The 16,368-nt window shown below is 38.2% G+C and carries 18 protein-coding genes and 1 pseudogene; 10 read left to right on the forward strand and 9 right to left on the reverse strand.

Translation table 11 applies throughout. The annotated features are described in order from the left end of the window. A pseudogene (locus ACESR9_RS08790) lies at positions 1-114 on the forward strand (DNA-binding protein); the annotation flags it as partial. Between the two features lie 112 nt (positions 115-226). Here the strand turns inward: ACESR9_RS08790 and ACESR9_RS08795 are convergent. After that, positions 227-1,597, reverse strand: a complete 1,371-nt coding sequence (locus ACESR9_RS08795; RefSeq protein ID WP_070458754.1) for a sensor histidine kinase — start codon at positions 1,595-1,597, stop codon at positions 227-229. Then, a complete protein-coding gene (locus ACESR9_RS08800; protein ID WP_006149379.1) occupies positions 1,594-2,292 on the reverse strand; it encodes a response regulator transcription factor in 699 nt (232 codons plus the stop codon). Before ACESR9_RS08800 ends, ACESR9_RS08795 begins: the two co-directional genes overlap by 4 nt. A gap of 180 nt (positions 2,293-2,472) precedes the next feature. Between ACESR9_RS08800 and ACESR9_RS08805 the strand changes: the two genes are divergently transcribed. The 4 genes from ACESR9_RS08805 to ACESR9_RS08820 all read left to right on the forward strand — a co-directional run bounded on the left by ACESR9_RS08805 (position 2,473) and on the right by ACESR9_RS08820 (position 5,158). Beyond that, the gene (locus ACESR9_RS08805) at positions 2,473-2,613 is read left to right on the forward strand and encodes a type A2 lanthipeptide (RefSeq protein ID WP_006149380.1); all 141 of its coding nucleotides are present in this window, start codon (positions 2,473-2,475) and stop codon (positions 2,611-2,613) included. Between the two features lie 153 nt (positions 2,614-2,766). After that, a complete protein-coding gene (locus ACESR9_RS08810; protein WP_014713369.1) occupies positions 2,767-3,678 on the forward strand; it encodes an ABC transporter ATP-binding protein in 912 nt (303 codons plus the stop codon). A gap of 5 nt (positions 3,679-3,683) precedes the next feature. After that, a complete protein-coding gene (locus ACESR9_RS08815; protein WP_029689695.1) occupies positions 3,684-4,433 on the forward strand; it encodes an ABC transporter permease in 750 nt (249 codons plus the stop codon). Next, positions 4,430-5,158 carry an ABC transporter permease gene (locus tag ACESR9_RS08820; RefSeq protein ID WP_006149384.1) on the forward strand — a complete coding sequence of 243 codons (729 nt, stop codon included), beginning with the start codon at positions 4,430-4,432 and terminating at the stop codon, positions 5,156-5,158. The genes ACESR9_RS08815 and ACESR9_RS08820 overlap by 4 nt, the downstream gene beginning before the upstream one ends. 69 nt (positions 5,159-5,227) lie before the next feature. Here ACESR9_RS08820 and ACESR9_RS08825 read toward each other — a convergent pair whose 3' ends face one another. Together ACESR9_RS08825 and ACESR9_RS08830 are read right to left on the reverse strand one after the other, a co-directional pair. After that, positions 5,228-5,590 (reverse strand): hypothetical protein, encoded by a 363-nt coding sequence (locus ACESR9_RS08825; protein WP_373106317.1) that lies wholly within the window; start codon positions 5,588-5,590, stop codon positions 5,228-5,230. 297 nt (positions 5,591-5,887) lie between these two features. Continuing rightward, positions 5,888-6,250 (reverse strand): MerR family transcriptional regulator, encoded by a 363-nt coding sequence (locus ACESR9_RS08830; RefSeq protein WP_000332322.1) that lies wholly within the window; start codon positions 6,248-6,250, stop codon positions 5,888-5,890. Between the two features lie 283 nt (positions 6,251-6,533). Between ACESR9_RS08830 and ACESR9_RS08835 the strand changes: the two genes are divergently transcribed. After that, entirely contained in the window at positions 6,534-7,289 is a 756-nt protein-coding gene (locus ACESR9_RS08835) for an SDR family NAD(P)-dependent oxidoreductase (protein ID WP_049526034.1), read from the forward strand. Between the two features lie 192 nt (positions 7,290-7,481). Here the strand turns inward: ACESR9_RS08835 and ACESR9_RS08840 are convergent, their stop codons facing one another. The 4 genes from ACESR9_RS08840 to rpmF form a co-directional block, all read right to left on the reverse strand. Next, a complete protein-coding gene (locus ACESR9_RS08840) occupies positions 7,482-8,093 on the reverse strand; it encodes a Fic/DOC family protein (RefSeq protein ID WP_000240414.1) in 612 nt (203 codons plus the stop codon). Next, positions 8,086-8,274: a hypothetical protein gene (locus ACESR9_RS08845; RefSeq protein WP_000171299.1), complete on the reverse strand. Its 189-nt coding sequence runs from the start codon at positions 8,272-8,274 to the stop codon at positions 8,086-8,088. Before ACESR9_RS08845 ends, ACESR9_RS08840 begins: the two co-directional genes overlap by 8 nt. Positions 8,275-8,657: 383 nt before the next feature. Beyond that, positions 8,658-8,807, reverse strand: a complete 150-nt coding sequence (gene rpmG / locus ACESR9_RS08850; protein WP_001265622.1) for a 50S ribosomal protein L33 — start codon at positions 8,805-8,807, stop codon at positions 8,658-8,660. A gap of 15 nt (positions 8,808-8,822) precedes the next feature. Next, a complete protein-coding gene (gene rpmF / locus ACESR9_RS08855; RefSeq protein WP_003009516.1) occupies positions 8,823-9,005 on the reverse strand; it encodes a 50S ribosomal protein L32 in 183 nt (60 codons plus the stop codon). Positions 9,006-9,219: 214 nt separating this feature from the next. Here rpmF and ilvD point away from each other — a divergent pair, with 214 nt between their 5' ends. Next, positions 9,220-10,923 carry a dihydroxy-acid dehydratase gene (ilvD, locus tag ACESR9_RS08860; RefSeq protein ID WP_373106320.1) on the forward strand — a complete coding sequence of 568 codons (1,704 nt, stop codon included), beginning with the start codon at positions 9,220-9,222 and terminating at the stop codon, positions 10,921-10,923. Between the two features lie 531 nt (positions 10,924-11,454). Then, entirely contained in the window at positions 11,455-12,729 is a 1,275-nt protein-coding gene (locus ACESR9_RS08865; protein ID WP_373106321.1) for a uracil-xanthine permease family protein, read from the forward strand. A gap of 162 nt (positions 12,730-12,891) precedes the next feature. Here ACESR9_RS08865 and ACESR9_RS08870 read toward each other — a convergent pair whose 3' ends face one another. Continuing rightward, positions 12,892-13,233, reverse strand: coding sequence for a metal-sulfur cluster assembly factor (locus tag ACESR9_RS08870; protein ID WP_003010891.1), 342 nt, complete (start codon positions 13,231-13,233; stop codon positions 12,892-12,894). Positions 13,234-13,403: 170 nt separating this feature from the next. Here ACESR9_RS08870 and hisS point away from each other — a divergent pair, with 170 nt between their 5' ends. After that, positions 13,404-14,687, forward strand: coding sequence for a histidine--tRNA ligase (hisS, locus tag ACESR9_RS08875; protein ID WP_003010893.1), 1,284 nt, complete (start codon positions 13,404-13,406; stop codon positions 14,685-14,687). A gap of 180 nt (positions 14,688-14,867) precedes the next feature. After that, entirely contained in the window at positions 14,868-16,352 is a 1,485-nt protein-coding gene (gene thrC, locus ACESR9_RS08880; protein ID WP_014712664.1) for a threonine synthase, read from the forward strand. The last annotated feature ends 16 nt before the right edge of the window (positions 16,353-16,368 follow it).

Raw genomic sequence — 16,368 nt, forward strand, 5'->3', positions numbered from 1 at the left:
GGATTAAGATTAGTTTCTATCAATCTAAAGTATCAAGATATTTTTTTATCGTATGATGAAGATCCTAGAATTGTAGGGATTATTGTAGGGAATTTCTTACCTGTTGAACAGTGATATTGTTAATGTAAAATAATAATAGTGTATTATTTTTTCTAGACAGGGTATAAGTGGAAGATAAGATGAATAAAATGGAGAAGACTCTAATGGTTCTTCTCCATTTTTTTATCTAATTGGTAATGTTGAAAATCGGAAGTGAAATGATACTTTCAAAGAATTCATTTTGAACACTAGCAAATGAAATAGAGCCCTGATGCAAATCAACAATTTGTTTTGAAATTTTTAGCCCAATTCCAGTCGTTCTAATTTTAGAAATATCAATATTTTTAAAAGATAATTCATTAAGTTCAGCAATTTTTTCTGGTGAAGCTCCCTGTCCATTATCTTTGATTTCGACAATTACATTTGTATCTTTTTTGTATAAGTGGATTCTTATTGTGCAACCCTTTTCGTTATGTAAAACAGAGTTGTAGATGATATTATGGATAACTCTTGTGATTAAAAACTGCTCAATCATGATAGATTGATTAACAAGTGAATAATCGTAATCAAATTCAAATTCAAATTCATTCCAGATTTCTTGATTTAAAATATGGATGAGAATGTCTTTGAAGAAGGGGATAATTTTTGTTTCAGTCTGATTTAATTGAAGATGACCGGATGAAAGGCGAGCTACTATATTTAAGTCATTTAAAACATTTTGGATGTAATAGGATTCCGTCAATATTGGACGAATATGTTTTTTAAACTGTGTATCTAGTTCAGAATCATTTAACAAGGACGCGTTAGAAATGATGACAGAAAGAGGTGTTTTGATATCGTGTGCAATACCTGAAATCCATTGCTCTTTAAAGACTTCATTCTCTTTGAGTAGAGTATCGGTTTGATTAATTGCAGTTGTAAGATATTCTAGTTCTGATATAGAATTTATTGGATTTTTCAAACCATCTGGGAGATTCTGAATAGCAGTTACAAGAGGCACAATTTTACGATTGATATGCGTCACGCCATAGTAGTAAAGAAAAGCGAAATAAAGGCAGTTGAAAAGCAATACTCCAAATGCTATTAGTGGAAACAGGCGGAGACTATCTATATCTAAGTAATTAAAACTATAACGAGCAATTTTATCTTTTGGAAAACCAACAACAATGATGTATCCACCTTTTATCTGACTAAAAACAGGATAATCTGAAAGATAATAGCGAGAAAACTGTAAAATGTCCCCGTAGTCAAATTGCGAAGGAACTTCTGTAGGTTTATACTGTTCGAACACTTGTTTTCCAGTCTGCTTATCCAATACCATGAGCCATAACTTTTGTTCTTTTAGACTAGAAATATCATTTTCAGGTATGTGGACGTTATTATTTGTGATGGTAATGTGTTCAGAAATTATTTTCACAGTCTCAGTAGCAGTTTGCTTTTTACTAATGTAGAAAACAAAACTGGCAATTAGAATAATATTGGTAATAAAGATAATGATGGAAGAAAAGATAAATTTCTTTAGTGAATACCTTAAAATTTTGGTTTGATTCATAATCATGATAACAATTTATATCCTAGCCCTTTAGCTGTCTTTAAATATTGAGGTTTTGAAGGATTTTCTTCTATTTTTTCTCGAATTTTCCGAATATGTACAGTCAAAGAGTTTTCATAACCAAAGCTATCCACTCCCCAAATCGTATCACAGAGAGATTCGGTTGAAACGATGTAATTTTTATTATCGTAAAGTTTTTTCAAAATCTGAATTTCAATTGGCGTAATAGAAATTTCTGCTCCATTTTTTTGTACTGTTGCATTCCGAAAACTCACCAAAGTCTGTCCAATCTGTATTGTTTCCTGTTCTGATTTATAACTTCTACGGAGCAGAGCCATAATACGATAGATAAGATTTTTTGGAATGAAGGGTTTCATGATATAATCATCACCACCAGCATTGAAACCAGCTATCTCATCTTCAGGATTATTTTTGGCAGTCAGAAAGAGGATAGGAGTATCGCCTTTTTTTCGGATATGTTTTGCTAATGTGTAGCCATCCCCATCGGGTAGCATAATGTCCAAAAGGAAAAGGTCGAACTGCTCTATTTCAATCATGTCCAAACTAGATTCTATATCATAGGCTGATGTTAGATTGGAAAATCCGTAGGCAGTGAGAATATCTCTTATGGAAGAGTTTAAAATTTTGTCGTCATCAATGATAAGGATGTGCTTATTCAGGAGTTGTTGTTCGAAACTCATAATCTTACCTCGCTTATTTAAATTATACCATTTAAAAGAGTGAAAAAAAGAAAAATACTTTAATCTTAATGTAAAATTAAGGTTAGCTTAGTTTAAAATTAATCTAGCATGTCTATAATAAAGACATAACCTAGATAGAGATACTTCTCAAATTAATTTTAATCAGTGAGGTATTTCCAAATGGTTAAACAACAAATGAATCTCGTTGAGATTGAAGCAATGAATTCTCTTCAAGAATTGACTCTTGAAGAACTTGATAACGTTCTTGGTGCTGGTGGTGGAGTAATCCAAATCCATTTTATTCAGACAAAACAATGGTAATAGTGACTCACCAATTAGATATTGTGAATTATGTTGATTCTATCATTTTTGTTGATAAGAGTAGTAGAGATGTTATCAAAGATACTCATGATAATTTGATTCATGGAAATCAAAATTATAGAAAATTTTTTAGTTTAATGGAGGAAGTTCATAATGATTAGTAATGTTTTACAGATAAAAAACTTACAAAAGGAATTTAAGGACACTCAGGTAGTTAACCTTAGATCCTTATCAGTTCAACAAGGTGAGATTTATGGTTTTCTAGGTCCAAATGGAGCTGGGAAAACAACCACCATGAAGATGATTTTGTCTTTGATTTCTCGTACAGCTGGGGATATTGAAGTGTTCGGTCAATCCATAGGTACGGACAAGCAGTATCTTAATCAGATTGGCTCTATGATTGAAGAACCGTCTTATTATCCTAATTTGACAGGCTATGAAAATCTCTTGGTTTTCCAAAAAATCCTTGGATTTGATAAGAAAAATATTCAGGAAACCTTGAAAATTGTTGGGTTAGATCAACCTAAAAACAAGAAAAAATTGGTTAAAGATTATTCTCTGGGTATGAAACAGCGTTTGGCTTTAGCCTTTGCCTTAGTCAAGAAACCGCGTTTGTTGATACTGGATGAACCAACTAACGGGCTAGACCCAGCAGGGATTCATGAAATTCGGGAACTGATTATCAAGTTGGCAAAAGAACAGGGCATTACTGTCTTCATCTCTACCCATATCCTTTCTGAAGTAGAGCATATCGCTGACCGTGTAGGGATTATCAATCATGGTCAACTCGTTTACGAGGGAGAAATTCGTAAAATTCAGTCCAATAAATGGCTGGAAGTGCGTGGGGATTTTAGAGGTCGACGTGAAGCCATTAGCCAAGTGTTATTTGGTTATCCGTGCAAGATGTTAGAAATACATGAGGATAAACTCAAGCTGACTAACCTTGCCGACCAGCAGATTTCTAGTTTGTTACGAGATTTAATAGTCGAGGAAGTTCCAATTTATGAAGTGAAGCAAGAACAAGAAACCTTGGAATCTATCTTCCTCAACTTAACCAAGGAGTGAGTCTTATGTTGAATAATTTGTCTATTGAATTGCTCAAGGCAAAACGAACCAAATCCTTCTTCATTATCATACTAGTTATGGGAGTCGGATTTGCTTGGGCAATTGCAGCCGCTACACGTTACCTAAGTAATCCAGACATGCACCAGATTAACCTAATTTTCTATATGATAAAAGAAGTAAATGGCTTGATTCTCCCTATCGTGATTGCTCTCTTTGTATCCCGGATTGTCAAGAACGAGAAGGAGGGCAACACTTTCAAACTGCTTTTGGCAAATGGTGAAAATGTACGGCATATCTTTCTGAGTAAGCTTGGCCTGACTATGTTCGTTTTGACCTTTCTCGCTATTTTGGAGGGAGTAGTAGTCCAGTTGATTGCAAACTTTTCTGGTCTAGAAATGCCTGTTAGCCTAATCCTCTGGCAAATCGTCATTTTCTTGCTAGCATCTTTTGTCTTAACCTGTCTGTTTTTGACTTTGCAGTTTTTACTGAAAAAGCAGGCATTGATAATGGCATTAGGGATTTTCGGAGGATTTCTTGGAGTTGGATTTGGTCATGCAACAGCTTTTCTACAGCTGATTTTCCCATTTGGTGGTATAGCATATCTGTCTCTGGTGGATTACCAGAAAGTCGCCAGTCAAGTGAGTTATGTTTTGGCGACAAACCTAGGATTTAAACTCTTTACATATTTGCCAATAGCCCTAATCTATCTCTTCTTATCTCTCTATCTAGTTGAAAAGAAAGGAGGCAAGCTATGATGTCTTATCTATCAGTAGAATGGCGGAAAACCCAAAAATTTTCCATGTTGATGATTGGTATTTTCTTCTTAGCTTTTTGTAGCCTGATTGGTCTTGGTATTTACTTAGGTGCAGCTTATTCTATGGTTGCAGAAAGTGAAAAAGTGCCTGTTTTATGGGGACAATTGACCTTCTATTATAGCCAGCTTTTCTTTCCGATTTTGGTCAGCATTTATGTAGCCATGATGTTAGGAAAAGAGTTTGATAGGAAAAATATTGAATTTCTCAGAGCTAATAATGTCAGTCTTGGGAAATTATTGTTGGCAAAAGAAATAGTAATTATCTTGTTTATTGCTGTTTTACAGTTGTTCTTGTTTGGTATTTTTTATGTCAGTGCTCACCTAATTCATTTAGAAATTTCTAATTTGTTCACCTACCTTAAGTGGGATTTATTGGGGATTTTTGGAACAATTAGTATGATGGCAGTACAGTTTTTTGTGACAGCTAAAACTCGTGTTTTTAGTAAATCTGTGGGAATTGGTTCTATTGGTACTTTCGTAGGATTCATGATGATTTTTGTATCAGATAAATTATCTTTAATCTATCCCTACTCCCAAGCTATGGTGGCAATGCGGTCACGGAATTTGATAGACTTTAATTTAGTGGAAATTTTGCTGTTTATCATTGTAAATATTCTTCTGTGGGGTATTTTTCATACATTGAGTAATAAAGAATTGCATAAGTAATGCGAAGACTCTCCGGAGTCTTTTTTATTTGAAAAAAACACCTATTCAGGAAAATAGGTGTGAATGATGTTATTTATTTCCATATTGTTTTAGTGCGTTATTATATGCTTCGCTATCTTTAAGATAGTAGTCGTGCTTAACTCCACTAATATCAACAGAAAAGACCCCATCTTTAAATGAATATTCTTCTGTTCGACTTGCAATATTTTGTCCAGTTAATTCGATCGTATTCTTTTTTTTGTTAATGATAAAACTATCGGCTTCTCCATGCTCTATGGAAGCATTATCTCCTTTAATAGTAAACGCCAACTCGTTTCTTTCACTTGAGATCCAATAATACTCACCATCTAAAGATTGGTGGTTGTTTTTTGAGCAAGCAATTAAAGTAATTATTGATAATGAAAGCAGTAATATACCTACTAATTTTCTCATAATCTTTGCCTCCTTTTATAATATTACTATACCAAAATAATGTTACAAAACTGTATTAATGTCTGTTATAATGGAAATTTCAAATAATGTCCATTATAACAGACATTAGTAAATTATAGAAAAAGATCTATATTTGGCTATAGTTTTACTAAATCTCTACGACTATAGATTAAAAATGTATACACTTCTATTTTACAAGTTCAACTTAAGAAAATCCCAATTACAACCATTTAACAAGTAATATAAAAAGAGTTCAATTGTCAATCCCTTTTTTAGATAAAGAAAATAATAATGGTGCTAATTAGGATTAATACCTAAATAAGTTTTAATTTTCTTTTCAAGAAAATCAATATGTTGGTTAATTTCAGTTTGTTGCTTATGAAGTTCATCAAGTTGAAAAAATAGTAGTCTAAGTCGTTGAGGAATTGTGGAGTCTCCTTTATATCTTAGGTCAGCGTATTCTTGCATATTTTTAATAGACATTCCCGTCTTTTTTAATCTAATAATGAATTGAGCCCACGCTATATCAGAGTCATCATAGTATCTACGATTATTTTCTTCTCTGTGTGAGTAAATCAATTTTTCTTGCTCATAGTATCGAAGTGTGGGAATAGGAAGTCCAGTTTTTTTAGCAAATTCTCCAATAGAATAGTAAGCCATAATATTTCCCCCCTTTATTTTTTATTATTTTAGCATAATTTTTAAAAAATTAAAAAATTTTCAGTTTTCTCTTGACATAAAGTGCGCTTTACTATGTAAAATACATAGTATCAAAGGAATTTGATATAAAGCTAGGAGAGGAGGTAATACCATATAGACGAAAAATTGGTTTGAAGGAATAGAGAGCTCCAAAGGGGCTTAGTGATAAGGCTGTCAAGAACCTTGATGGGAGCAGCGACTCTTATAAAAAATGCAAATAGCAATCTGTAAAGGAGAAAATAGTATGGAACAAACGAAGAATTATACTTGTATTACTGGAGCCAGTGCTGGTATAGGAGCGGAGACAGCAAGACAATTTGCAAAATTAGGAACGAATCTTATTTTAATTGCTCGGCGTCAAGAACGACTAGAAAAATTGAAGCAAGAGATTTTGAACCATTATCCGGATTTAGATGTTGTTATTAAAGTTGTTGATTTATCGAAGTCCAGTAATATTTTTGCTCTTTATGAAAGCTTGAAAAAATATCACATTACTACGCTAATAAATAATGCTGGTTTTGGAAATTATGATAAGGTTGAATCTCAAGATTTAGAAAAGATAATAACATTAATCCATCTAAACATTGAAGCTTTAACAATTCTATCAACTCTATATGTGAGAGATTATAAAGATTGTAAAGGCGCTCAATTGATTAACTTATCATCTAGAGGCGGATACATGATGGTTCCAAATGCAGTTACATACTGTGCAAGTAAATTTTATGTCAGTGCTTTTACAGAAGGCTTGGCATTGGAACTAGAGGCAAATCAACATCAATTAAAAGCTAAGGTTTTAGCTCCAGCTGCCACAAAAACGGAATTCGGTCAAGTTGCTACAGATTCTAAAGAATATGATTATGATGAGCATTTTGCTAAATATCACACAAGTGAAGAGATGGCACAATTTTTGATGGAATTATATCAAAGTGACAAAGTTGTTGGTTTAGTTGATGTTACAAATTTTGAATTTCATCTTAGCGGACCACTACTTAATTATTAATTATTTTAATAAATAGATATAATATGTATTGAATAATAATAGTTGTAGCCATTTTATGACAAGAAAAAAGCTTCTGAAATGTTAGATTTCAGAAGCTTTTTGTCTATCTATTATGATTTAAACCTTGGTAAGTTATAATTTTCTGTGATATTTAGGATATTTAAAAATATAGAAGTATTTTTGTAGACTAATTTACAATTTTTCCAGTATTTTACCAAGTAGTTCTTCTAACTTTCTTAAATCTCCATAGACTGTTCCGTCCATATAAAGATTGTAAACCTCGTCATCTTGCTCCACACGTATTTGTGCAGAATATCCTTTTGACAGTGCTAAGGAACGAATAACTTCTCGTTGAGTTCGTCCATTACCTTCTCGGAAGGGATGGAAATAATTAAGATTATCAAGAATTTTTGCTAATTGTTTAATAATCCCATCTTTTGAATTAGCAGTTTGATAATAGGTATGAATAAGGCGGTTTATATATACTTGGGCAGTACTGAAAGATTGTATTGACATAAAAGGATTCCCATTTTTTGAGATATTCACCTTGCGAAATTGCCCCGCCCAAGCATAGACATCTTGAAATAAATATTTATGAATGGCTAAAATATCACTAATGGAATATACTTCAATGGTTTTCAAGCGCAAGTCTGCAAGCCTTTTAGTAACGAATAAATGCTCATTCCGATAGGCTTCTTCAATATTTGTAATATTTTGTTTGTTGATTAAGACTGTAGAATTTGGATAGGTATATTGGTGATTGGGGTCAATGTACTCATAGCCTTCGTATTGATTTTTAACCAATATTCAATTCCTTTCGTTTGTTGATAACATAAGTTTTTAAATCAATCACATCTTGAACAGTAGGTTCATAATTTTCAATCATTGATGACCCAATAGCATACCAGACAGTATCAAAATCTGAAAAGTTATCAAAGGGAATTCCTAAAATTGTTAATTCTTCTTTATTCACATCAAGAGTCATGGCACACCTCCTTATATAGAGTTATCCTTATTATACCATAAAATCGGTATTTTCACCTAAAGGATAGAGAGCAAAAGATATATGTAAGCGTATAGATTAATACTTACAGAACTAAAAATATTCCCCTGTTTTTAACCCAACTGAAAACCCATACTTTCCAAACCAAATGTTACTATTTGTAAGTAAAAGAACAAATAACAAAAAGAGGAGCTTCACACTAAAGTTCCTCTTCTTTTAAATATCCGAATCATTATTTTTATTTCAAAAAAGGTAGTGAAAAAGGTAGTGATTCGATTGATTTATATTGCAATGTAGTGAAATTTGAAATTTCAAAAATTGCTTAAAATCAAGGTTTTTAACGTCTATTGACGTGTAGTGAACCCCTATTTCACTTCTGTAAACACAACGTGTTTGCGAAGTTTTGGTGAGTATTTCTTCAATTGAAGACGGTCTGGAGTGTTACGTTTGTTTTTAGAAGTAAGGTACAAGCGTTCACCAGATTCTTTGTGTTCAAGTGTAATATTTACGCGCATGGTATCTCCCTTCTATTATTCAGCTGATGCAGCTTTAGCGATCTTACGTCCTTTGTAGTATCCTTTAAGTGATACACGGTGTGAACGTGAGTAATCTCCAGTTGCTTCGTCAAAGTTTACAGATGGAGCTGTTACTTTGTAGTGCGTACGACGTTTGTTTTTCTTCGCTTTTGATGTGCGACGTGCAGGTACTGCCATTTCATTTTTCTCCTTTTAAGATATAAATTCAATTAGGTTTGATTTTCATCAACTTTAACAGTATAACAAAACTTTTTTGTAAAGTAAAGTTACTTGACAAAAAAATTGAAATTTTTGAAAGAAACTTTTCTGTTGTCTGTTTCTCCAAAGTCCATGCCTATCTTTGTGGCCTCTTTTATGCTATAATGGTAAAAAATGTAACGAGAGGAATGACATGACAGAATTAGACAAACGCCATCGTAGTAGTGTCTACGATAGCATGGTAAAATCTCCCAACCGTGCCATGCTTCGCGCGACGGGAATGACCGATGAAAGTTTTGAGAAACCGATTGTTGGAGTGATTTCGACATGGGCGGAAAATACCCCTTGTAACATCCACCTCCACGATTTTGGAAAATTGGCCAAAGAAGGTGTGAAAGATGCAGGTGCTTGGCCAGTCCAATTTGGCACTATTACGGTTGCGGACGGGATCGCTATGGGGACTCCAGGAATGCGCTTCTCCTTGACTTCTCGCGATATCATTGCGGATTCTATCGAAGCGGCTATGGGCGGTCACAACGTCGACGCCTTTGTAGCCATCGGGGGCTGTGATAAGAACATGCCTGGTTCGATGATTGCCATTGCAAATATGGATATTCCAGCGATCTTTGCTTATGGTGGGACTATTGCTCCAGGGAATCTCGATGGGAAAGATATCGACTTGGTTTCTGTTTTCGAAGGTATCGGGAAGTGGAATCACGGCGATATGACCGCTGAAGAAGTGAAGCAATTAGAGTGTAATGCCTGCCCTGGCCCTGGTGGCTGTGGTGGGATGTATACGGCCAATACCATGGCGACAGCGATCGAGGTCCTTGGGATGAGCTTGCCCGGTTCCTCTTCTCACCCTGCTGAATCAGCTGATAAAAAGGCCGATATCGAAGAAGCAGGTCGTGCTGTTGTCAAGATGCTGGAAATGGGACTGAAGCCATCTGATATCTTGACACGTGAAGCCTTTGAAGATGCCATTACTGTCACCATGGCGCTGGGTGGCTCCACCAATGCCACCCTTCACTTGCTTGCGATCGCTCATGCGGCCAATGTAGACTTGACCCTTGAAGACTTCAACGATTTCCAAGAGCGCGTGCCTCATTTGGCGGACTTGAAACCTTCAGGGAAATATGTCTTCCAAGACCTTTACAATGTCGGTGGGGTGCCTGCTGTCATGAAATACCTTCTTAAGAATGGTTTCCTTCATGGGGATCGCATCACCTGTACCGGTAAAACGGTGGCTGAAAACTTGGAAGCCTTCGCTGATTTGACACCAGGTCAAAAAGTCATCATGCCACTTGAAAATCCTAAACGTGCGGATGGTCCATTAATCATCTTGAAAGGAAACTTGGCTCCAGAAGGGGCAGTCGCCAAAGTATCAGGTGTGAAAGTTCGTAACATCACGGGCCCTGCTAAGGTCTTTGACTCAGAAGAAGCTGCCATTGAAGCCGTTCTTTCGGACGAAATCGTGGATGGCGATGTTGTTGTTGTACGTTTCGTAGGTCCGAAGGGTGGACCTGGAATGCCGGAAATGCTGTCCTTGTCATCTATGATCGTTGGGAAAGGTCAAGGGGACAAGGTGGCCCTCTTGACAGACGGTCGTTTCTCAGGTGGGACTTATGGTCTCGTTGTTGGTCACATTGCGCCTGAAGCTCAGGTCGGTGGACCAATCGCCTACCTCCACACAGGAGATCTGGTAACGGTTGATCAAGATACCAAAGAAATCACCATGCACGTTTCAGACGAAGAGTTAGCAAAACGCAAGGCTGCAACAACCTTGCCACCACTGTATAGCCGTGGGGTTTTGGGTAAATACGCTCATATCGTGTCTTCAGCATCACGTGGTGCCGTAACCGACTTCTGGAATATGGAACAGTCTGGTAAACAGTAAATACAAGGACGACTTTGTCCCACCTCCGCACAGTTGAGTAGAGCTGTAAAAGCTGATGAAATCAGTGTAGTAGAGCCCACTCAACCACTGCGTCTTGCTCGACAATCCAAAAATAATTGAGAGGCTAGGACTTTTGTCCCAGCCTCTTTTTTGGCTCAAAGTCGCTATTTTTAACCCTGTCGCTGAAGCGTATGAATATTACTTTTTGGGGGATTTGAGTGTATTATCTGTCATTTTTCTTGTAAATCCGTCTATAATTTGCTATAATTGTGACTAATCGAATCAATCCTTTAATACTGTCCAGAGAGGCAGGCAAGGAGCTATGGAAATGAAAGGCCTGGGAAGACCAGCCTATATTTTGTGTATCTCCTTGTTGTGGGGGATTTTTTTGTATATTGAAAAGTGGTTTGATAAAAAAGAAATCGTCGATGATGGAGCATGAAGCACTCCCTTACGATTTGGTCATCGAAGGTAGACGTTTTTGTTCAGCCATAGCTTGTCGCATCTTAATTTTAGGAGGTTTTTACGATCGTGAATGACGTTAAATATGATGTGAATGATATGCCAAAACCTGGTTTATTGGTTGGTTTATCTTTCCAGCATTTGTTTGCCATGTTTGGGGCGACAGTGCTGGTGCCGATTTTGGTTGGTATTGATCCTGCCATCGCTCTCTTCTCATCTGGTTTGGGGACCTTGGCTCACTTGACCGTTACCAAGTATAAGATTCCAGCCTACATGGGATCTAGTTTTGCTTATATTGCTGCTATGCAGATGTTGATGAAGACTGATGGAATCGCAGCAGTTGCCCAAGGTGCCATGGCAGGCGGTTTGGTCTACTTGTTTGTAGCTCTGATTGTTAAGCATGCGGGTAAAGATTGGATTAATAAGGTCCTTCCACCAATCGTGGTTGGTCCCATTATCATGGTAATTGGTTTGAGTCTTGCGGCGAATGCAGTCACTGATGCGACAACCTTAAATAAAAGCTATAGCGGTTATGCTCTATTGATTTCGATGGTGACCCTCTTTGCGGTTATCCTATTTAACATGTATGGCAAGAAGATTGTCGGTGTTGTCCCAATTTTACTTGGATTAATTGTGGGCTATATTTTCTCAGTGGCTCTTGGTTTGCTGACAGGACATAGTTTTGTCAATTTCTCAGAGGTAAGTGCAGCGCATTGGATTCAAGTTCCAAACTTTGACATTCCATTTGTGGATTATAGCTTTAAGCTCTATCCAAGTGCGATTTTGACCATGGCTCCGATTGCCTTTGTGACCATGACGGAACATTTTGGCCATCTCATGGTTTTAAATAGTTTGACGGAGCGTGATTATTTCAAGGATCCAGGACTTGACCATACGCTTACTGGTGATGGCTTGGCACAGATTATTGCTGGATTCTTTGGAGCTCCTCCGGTAACTTCTTATGGGGAAAACATTGGGGTTATGGCCCTTAGTAAGGTCTACTCAGTTTACGTTATTTCAGGCGCAGCAGTGATTGCGGTTGTCATGAGCTTTATTGGGAAGCTATCAGCACTCTTGCACTCTATTCCAACTCCTGTATTGGGAGGTTTGTCTATTGCCCTCTTTGGGGTTATCGCTGCTAGCGGTTTGAAAATTTTAGTTGAACATAAGATTGATTTTGATAATAAAAAGAATCTCTTGATTGCTAGTGTTATCTTGGTATCAGGGATCGGTGGTTTGATGATTGACCTCGGTGGTCTTCAAATCACGGGTGTGGCAACTTCAACGATTCTAGGAATCGTGTTGTATCAAATTCTTCCAGAACCAAAAGCTGATGAGGCTTAGTCCATTCTGGTAGTGAAAAAGTTTTAATGGATTCAATCATCATAAAAAACGAGGAACAGACTCTGATGGTAGAGCTGGTATTCCTCGTTTTTTATTGTGGATCGGATTTCCAAAGAGGCCTTCCTTCATTCGTTGACTGCATTTTTTAAAAGGTAATGATTGTTATCGTGGTGGAAGGCCAAGGGCGATGCGCCCGTATCGGCTGATTCGTGTAATTTTCCAAGCGGGTGACCAGGTCACTTCGACCTTGACATCTTCGATCCCTTCGATCTCTTTTAGGCGAGCGACGATTTCGATAGGAAGGCTCTCAGCACAGCTACAAGCCGTATCGGTAAAGGTCATAACCACCTTGCAAGTACCGGCTTCATCTAGATGGATCTCGTAGATCAGTCCTAGGTTATAGACATCTAACTCAACATCGGTATCAAATACAAGCTCCAATTTTTCGATTAACGGCTTTTCTAGTGCGAGGGCGCGGTCATTGATTTTGATATCCTCTCTCATCGCAAGATCCTTTCAGTGTAGTATGGCTTCCATTTTCTCATAATTCGGCTGATAAGGCAAGAAGAGAAAGATGTTTTGAACGTGTTGAACGAAGGAAATTCGGTCCAGCCTCCATTTCTCTTCGAATTTGTGGTAAAATAGAGGCAAAAGTAAGACAAAGGATGAAGGCTATGAAATTACAAAAACCAAAAGGGACCCAGGATATCCTTCCTGGCGATTCAGCGAAATGGCAATATGTAGAAGGCTTTGCACGCAAGGTCTTTGCGCGATACAATTATGATGAAATCCGCACACCGATCTTCGAACATTATGAAGTCATCAGCCGTTCAGTAGGGGATACGACGGATATCGTTACCAAAGAAATGTATGACTTCTATGACAAGGGAGACCGTCATATCACGCTTCGTCCAGAAGGAACAGCTCCTGTTGTCCGCTCGTATGTAGAAAATAAACTCTTTGCGCCTGAGGTACAAAAACCAAGTAAGTTTTATTACATAGGCCCAATGTTCCGCTATGAACGTCCTCAAGCAGGTCGTTTGCGTCAATTCCACCAAATTGGGGTAGAATGCTTTGGATCAAGCAATCCTGCAACGGATGTCGAAACCATTGCCATGGCAGCGCAATTCCTGAAAGAATTGGGAATTGACAATGTGACCTTGCACTTGAACACCTTGGGAAGCCCTGCCAGTCGTCAGGCTTATCGTCAAGCCTTGATCGACTACCTCTTGCCAATGAAGGATCAATTGTCTAAGGACAGCCAACGTCGCTTAGAAGAAAATCCGCTTCGTGTCTTGGATTCAAAAGAAAAAGAAGACAAGGCGGCGGTTGAACAGGCTCCTTCCATTCTAGACTATCTAGATGAAGAAAGCCAAGCGCATTTTGATGCGGTTCGTCGGATGTTAGAAGACTTGGGGGTAGCCTATGTCATCGATACCAATATGGTGCGTGGCTTGGATTACTACAACCACACGATTTTTGAGTTCATTACAGAAATTGAAGGCAATGAATTGACAGTCTGTGCGGGTGGTCGCTATGATGGTTTGGTGGAATACTTCGGTGGCCCTGCGACAGCTGGTTTTGGATTTGGTATCGGTGTGGAACGGATCCTTCTCGTTCTTGAAAAGAAAGGCATTGAATTACCGATCGAAACAGGCCTAGATGCCTATATCGCTGTCCTAGGAGATGAGGTTAATGAAGCGGCGCTTAGCTTGGTTCAAGCCCTTCGAATCCAAGGTTTCAAGGCAGAACGTGACTATCTTGGACGCAAGCTCAAGGCACAATTTAAGTCAGCAGATGTCTTTGCGGCCAAAGCCTTGATTACCTTAGGAAGTAGTGAAGTTGAGAGCGGTCAAGTCACTGTGAAAAATAACCAAACTCGTCAAGAAGTGACGGTAGCTCTTGAAAGCTTGAAGAAAGACTTCCCATCTGTTTTAGCAGAGTTGGGATTGGCTTGATCAAGTCTTGCAGACACCTGAAAAACAGATTCGCATGGGAGTAGGAGCAAAGTCGTTGCGCCTGCTCTCTTTTATCTAGCTTCTGTTTGCCGTCCTTTGCCAAGATTTGGCGAAAAGCCGTTAAATTTTCTGACATTTATGATATAATGAGAAGACTACTAGTAAAGGAATGAAACAGTCATGACATTAGTTTATCAATCAACACGAGATGAAAAAAATACTGTAACAGCTAGTCAAGCCATCCTTCAAGGATTGGCGACAGATGGCGGTTTGTTTACTCCAGTCTCTTATCCTCAAGTAGAGCTGGATTTTGATACCCTCAAAGACGCTTCTTACCAAGAAGTGGCCAAGCTTGTTTTGTCAGCCTTTTTGGACGACTTTACAGCAGAGGAGTTGGACTACTGTATTTCTCATGCTTATGACAGCAAGTTTGATACCCCGGCTATTGCTCCGCTTGTCAAACTCGATGGGCAATACAACTTAGAACTTTTCCACGGTTCCACCATTGCCTTTAAAGACATGGCTTTGTCGATCTTGCCTTACTTTATGACAACAGCAGCTAAAAAGCACGGCTTGGAAAATAAAATTGTCATCTTGACGGCGACTTCTGGAGATACAGGAAAAGCTGCCATGGCAGGTTTTGCCGATGTTCCAGGAACAGAGATTATTGTCTTTTATCCAAAAGATGGTGTCAGCAAGGTGCAAGAGTTGCAAATGACGACTCAAACGGGGGACAATACCCATGTCATCGCGATTGATGGAAACTTTGACGATGCCCAAACCAATGTCAAACACATGTTCAATGATGTGGCGCTCCGTGAAAAATTAGCAGCCAACAAGATGCAATTCTCATCAGCCAACTCTATGAACATTGGTCGTTTGGTGCCTCAGGTTGTCTATTACGTATACGCCTATGCGCAATTGGTGAAGACAGGCCAAATCACAGCAGGAGAAAAAGTCAACTTTACCGTCCCAACAGGAAACTTTGGAAATATCTTGGCAGCTTTCTATGCCAAACAAATCGGTCTTCCAGTTGGAAAATTGATCTGTGCGTCAAATGAAAACAATGTCTTGACAGACTTCTTCAAAACACATGTCTATGATAAGAAACGTGAGTTCAAGGTGACCACCAGTCCATCGATGGATATTTTGGTCTCTTCAAACTTGGAACGCTTGATTTTCCACTTGGTAGGCAATGATGCCACAAAGACCAAAGAATTGATGGAAAGCCTTGTTGCAACAGGTCAGTACCAATTGTCCAACTTTGATGCAGACATCTTAGATTTGTTTGCGGCTGCATACGCAGATGAAGCAGAAACTGCTGCAGAGATCAAGCGGGTCTATGAAGCGTCTGATTACATCGAAGACCCTCATACAGCCGTAGCATCAGCCGTTTACCAAAAATACCGGACCCAAACAGGGGATACTGCTAAAACAGTCATTGCCTCTACAGCAAGTCCTTACAAATTCCCTGTTGTGGCAGTAGAAGCGGTGACAGGCGAGACAGGTCTAGGTGATTTCGAAGCCTTGGCTAAATTACACACACTCTCAGGTGTTCCTGTGCCACCGGCTGTAGACGGCCTTGAAACTGCACCGGTTCGCCATCGTACAAGCGTGGCAGCCAAAGACATGCAAGCAGCCGTAGAAGACTACTTGGGACTTTAATTCTCTGTATTAGAAA

Source organism: Streptococcus parasanguinis (assembly GCF_964238605.1).
Taxonomy (GTDB): domain Bacteria; phylum Bacillota; class Bacilli; order Lactobacillales; family Streptococcaceae; genus Streptococcus; species Streptococcus parasanguinis_AJ.

Excerpts from the sequence above, each read along its gene's own strand:
- ACESR9_RS08795 (WP_070458754.1), bottom strand. The coding sequence starts at position 1,597 with ATGATTATGAATCAAACCAAAATTTTAAGGTATTCACTAAAGAAATTT.
- ACESR9_RS08800 (WP_006149379.1), bottom strand. The coding sequence starts at position 2,292 with ATGAGTTTCGAACAACAACTCCTGAATAAGCACATCCTTATCATTGAT.
- ACESR9_RS08805 (WP_006149380.1), top strand. The coding sequence starts at position 2,473 with ATGGTTAAACAACAAATGAATCTCGTTGAGATTGAAGCAATGAATTCT.
- ACESR9_RS08810 (WP_014713369.1), top strand. The coding sequence starts at position 2,767 with ATGATTAGTAATGTTTTACAGATAAAAAACTTACAAAAGGAATTTAAG.
- ACESR9_RS08815 (WP_029689695.1), top strand. The coding sequence starts at position 3,684 with ATGTTGAATAATTTGTCTATTGAATTGCTCAAGGCAAAACGAACCAAA.
- ACESR9_RS08820 (WP_006149384.1), top strand. The coding sequence starts at position 4,430 with ATGATGTCTTATCTATCAGTAGAATGGCGGAAAACCCAAAAATTTTCC.
- ACESR9_RS08825 (WP_373106317.1), bottom strand. The coding sequence starts at position 5,590 with ATGAGAAAATTAGTAGGTATATTACTGCTTTCATTATCAATAATTACT.
- ACESR9_RS08830 (WP_000332322.1), bottom strand. The coding sequence starts at position 6,250 with ATGGCTTACTATTCTATTGGAGAATTTGCTAAAAAAACTGGACTTCCT.
- ACESR9_RS08835 (WP_049526034.1), top strand. The coding sequence starts at position 6,534 with ATGGAACAAACGAAGAATTATACTTGTATTACTGGAGCCAGTGCTGGT.
- ACESR9_RS08845 (WP_000171299.1), bottom strand. The coding sequence starts at position 8,274 with ATGACTCTTGATGTGAATAAAGAAGAATTAACAATTTTAGGAATTCCC.
- rpmG (WP_001265622.1), bottom strand. The coding sequence starts at position 8,807 with ATGCGCGTAAATATTACACTTGAACACAAAGAATCTGGTGAACGCTTG.
- rpmF (WP_003009516.1), bottom strand. The coding sequence starts at position 9,005 with ATGGCAGTACCTGCACGTCGCACATCAAAAGCGAAGAAAAACAAACGT.
- ilvD (WP_373106320.1), top strand. The coding sequence starts at position 9,220 with ATGACAGAATTAGACAAACGCCATCGTAGTAGTGTCTACGATAGCATG.
- ACESR9_RS08870 (WP_003010891.1), bottom strand. The coding sequence starts at position 13,233 with ATGAGAGAGGATATCAAAATCAATGACCGCGCCCTCGCACTAGAAAAG.
- hisS (WP_003010893.1), top strand. The coding sequence starts at position 13,404 with ATGAAATTACAAAAACCAAAAGGGACCCAGGATATCCTTCCTGGCGAT.
- thrC (WP_014712664.1), top strand. The coding sequence starts at position 14,868 with ATGACATTAGTTTATCAATCAACACGAGATGAAAAAAATACTGTAACA.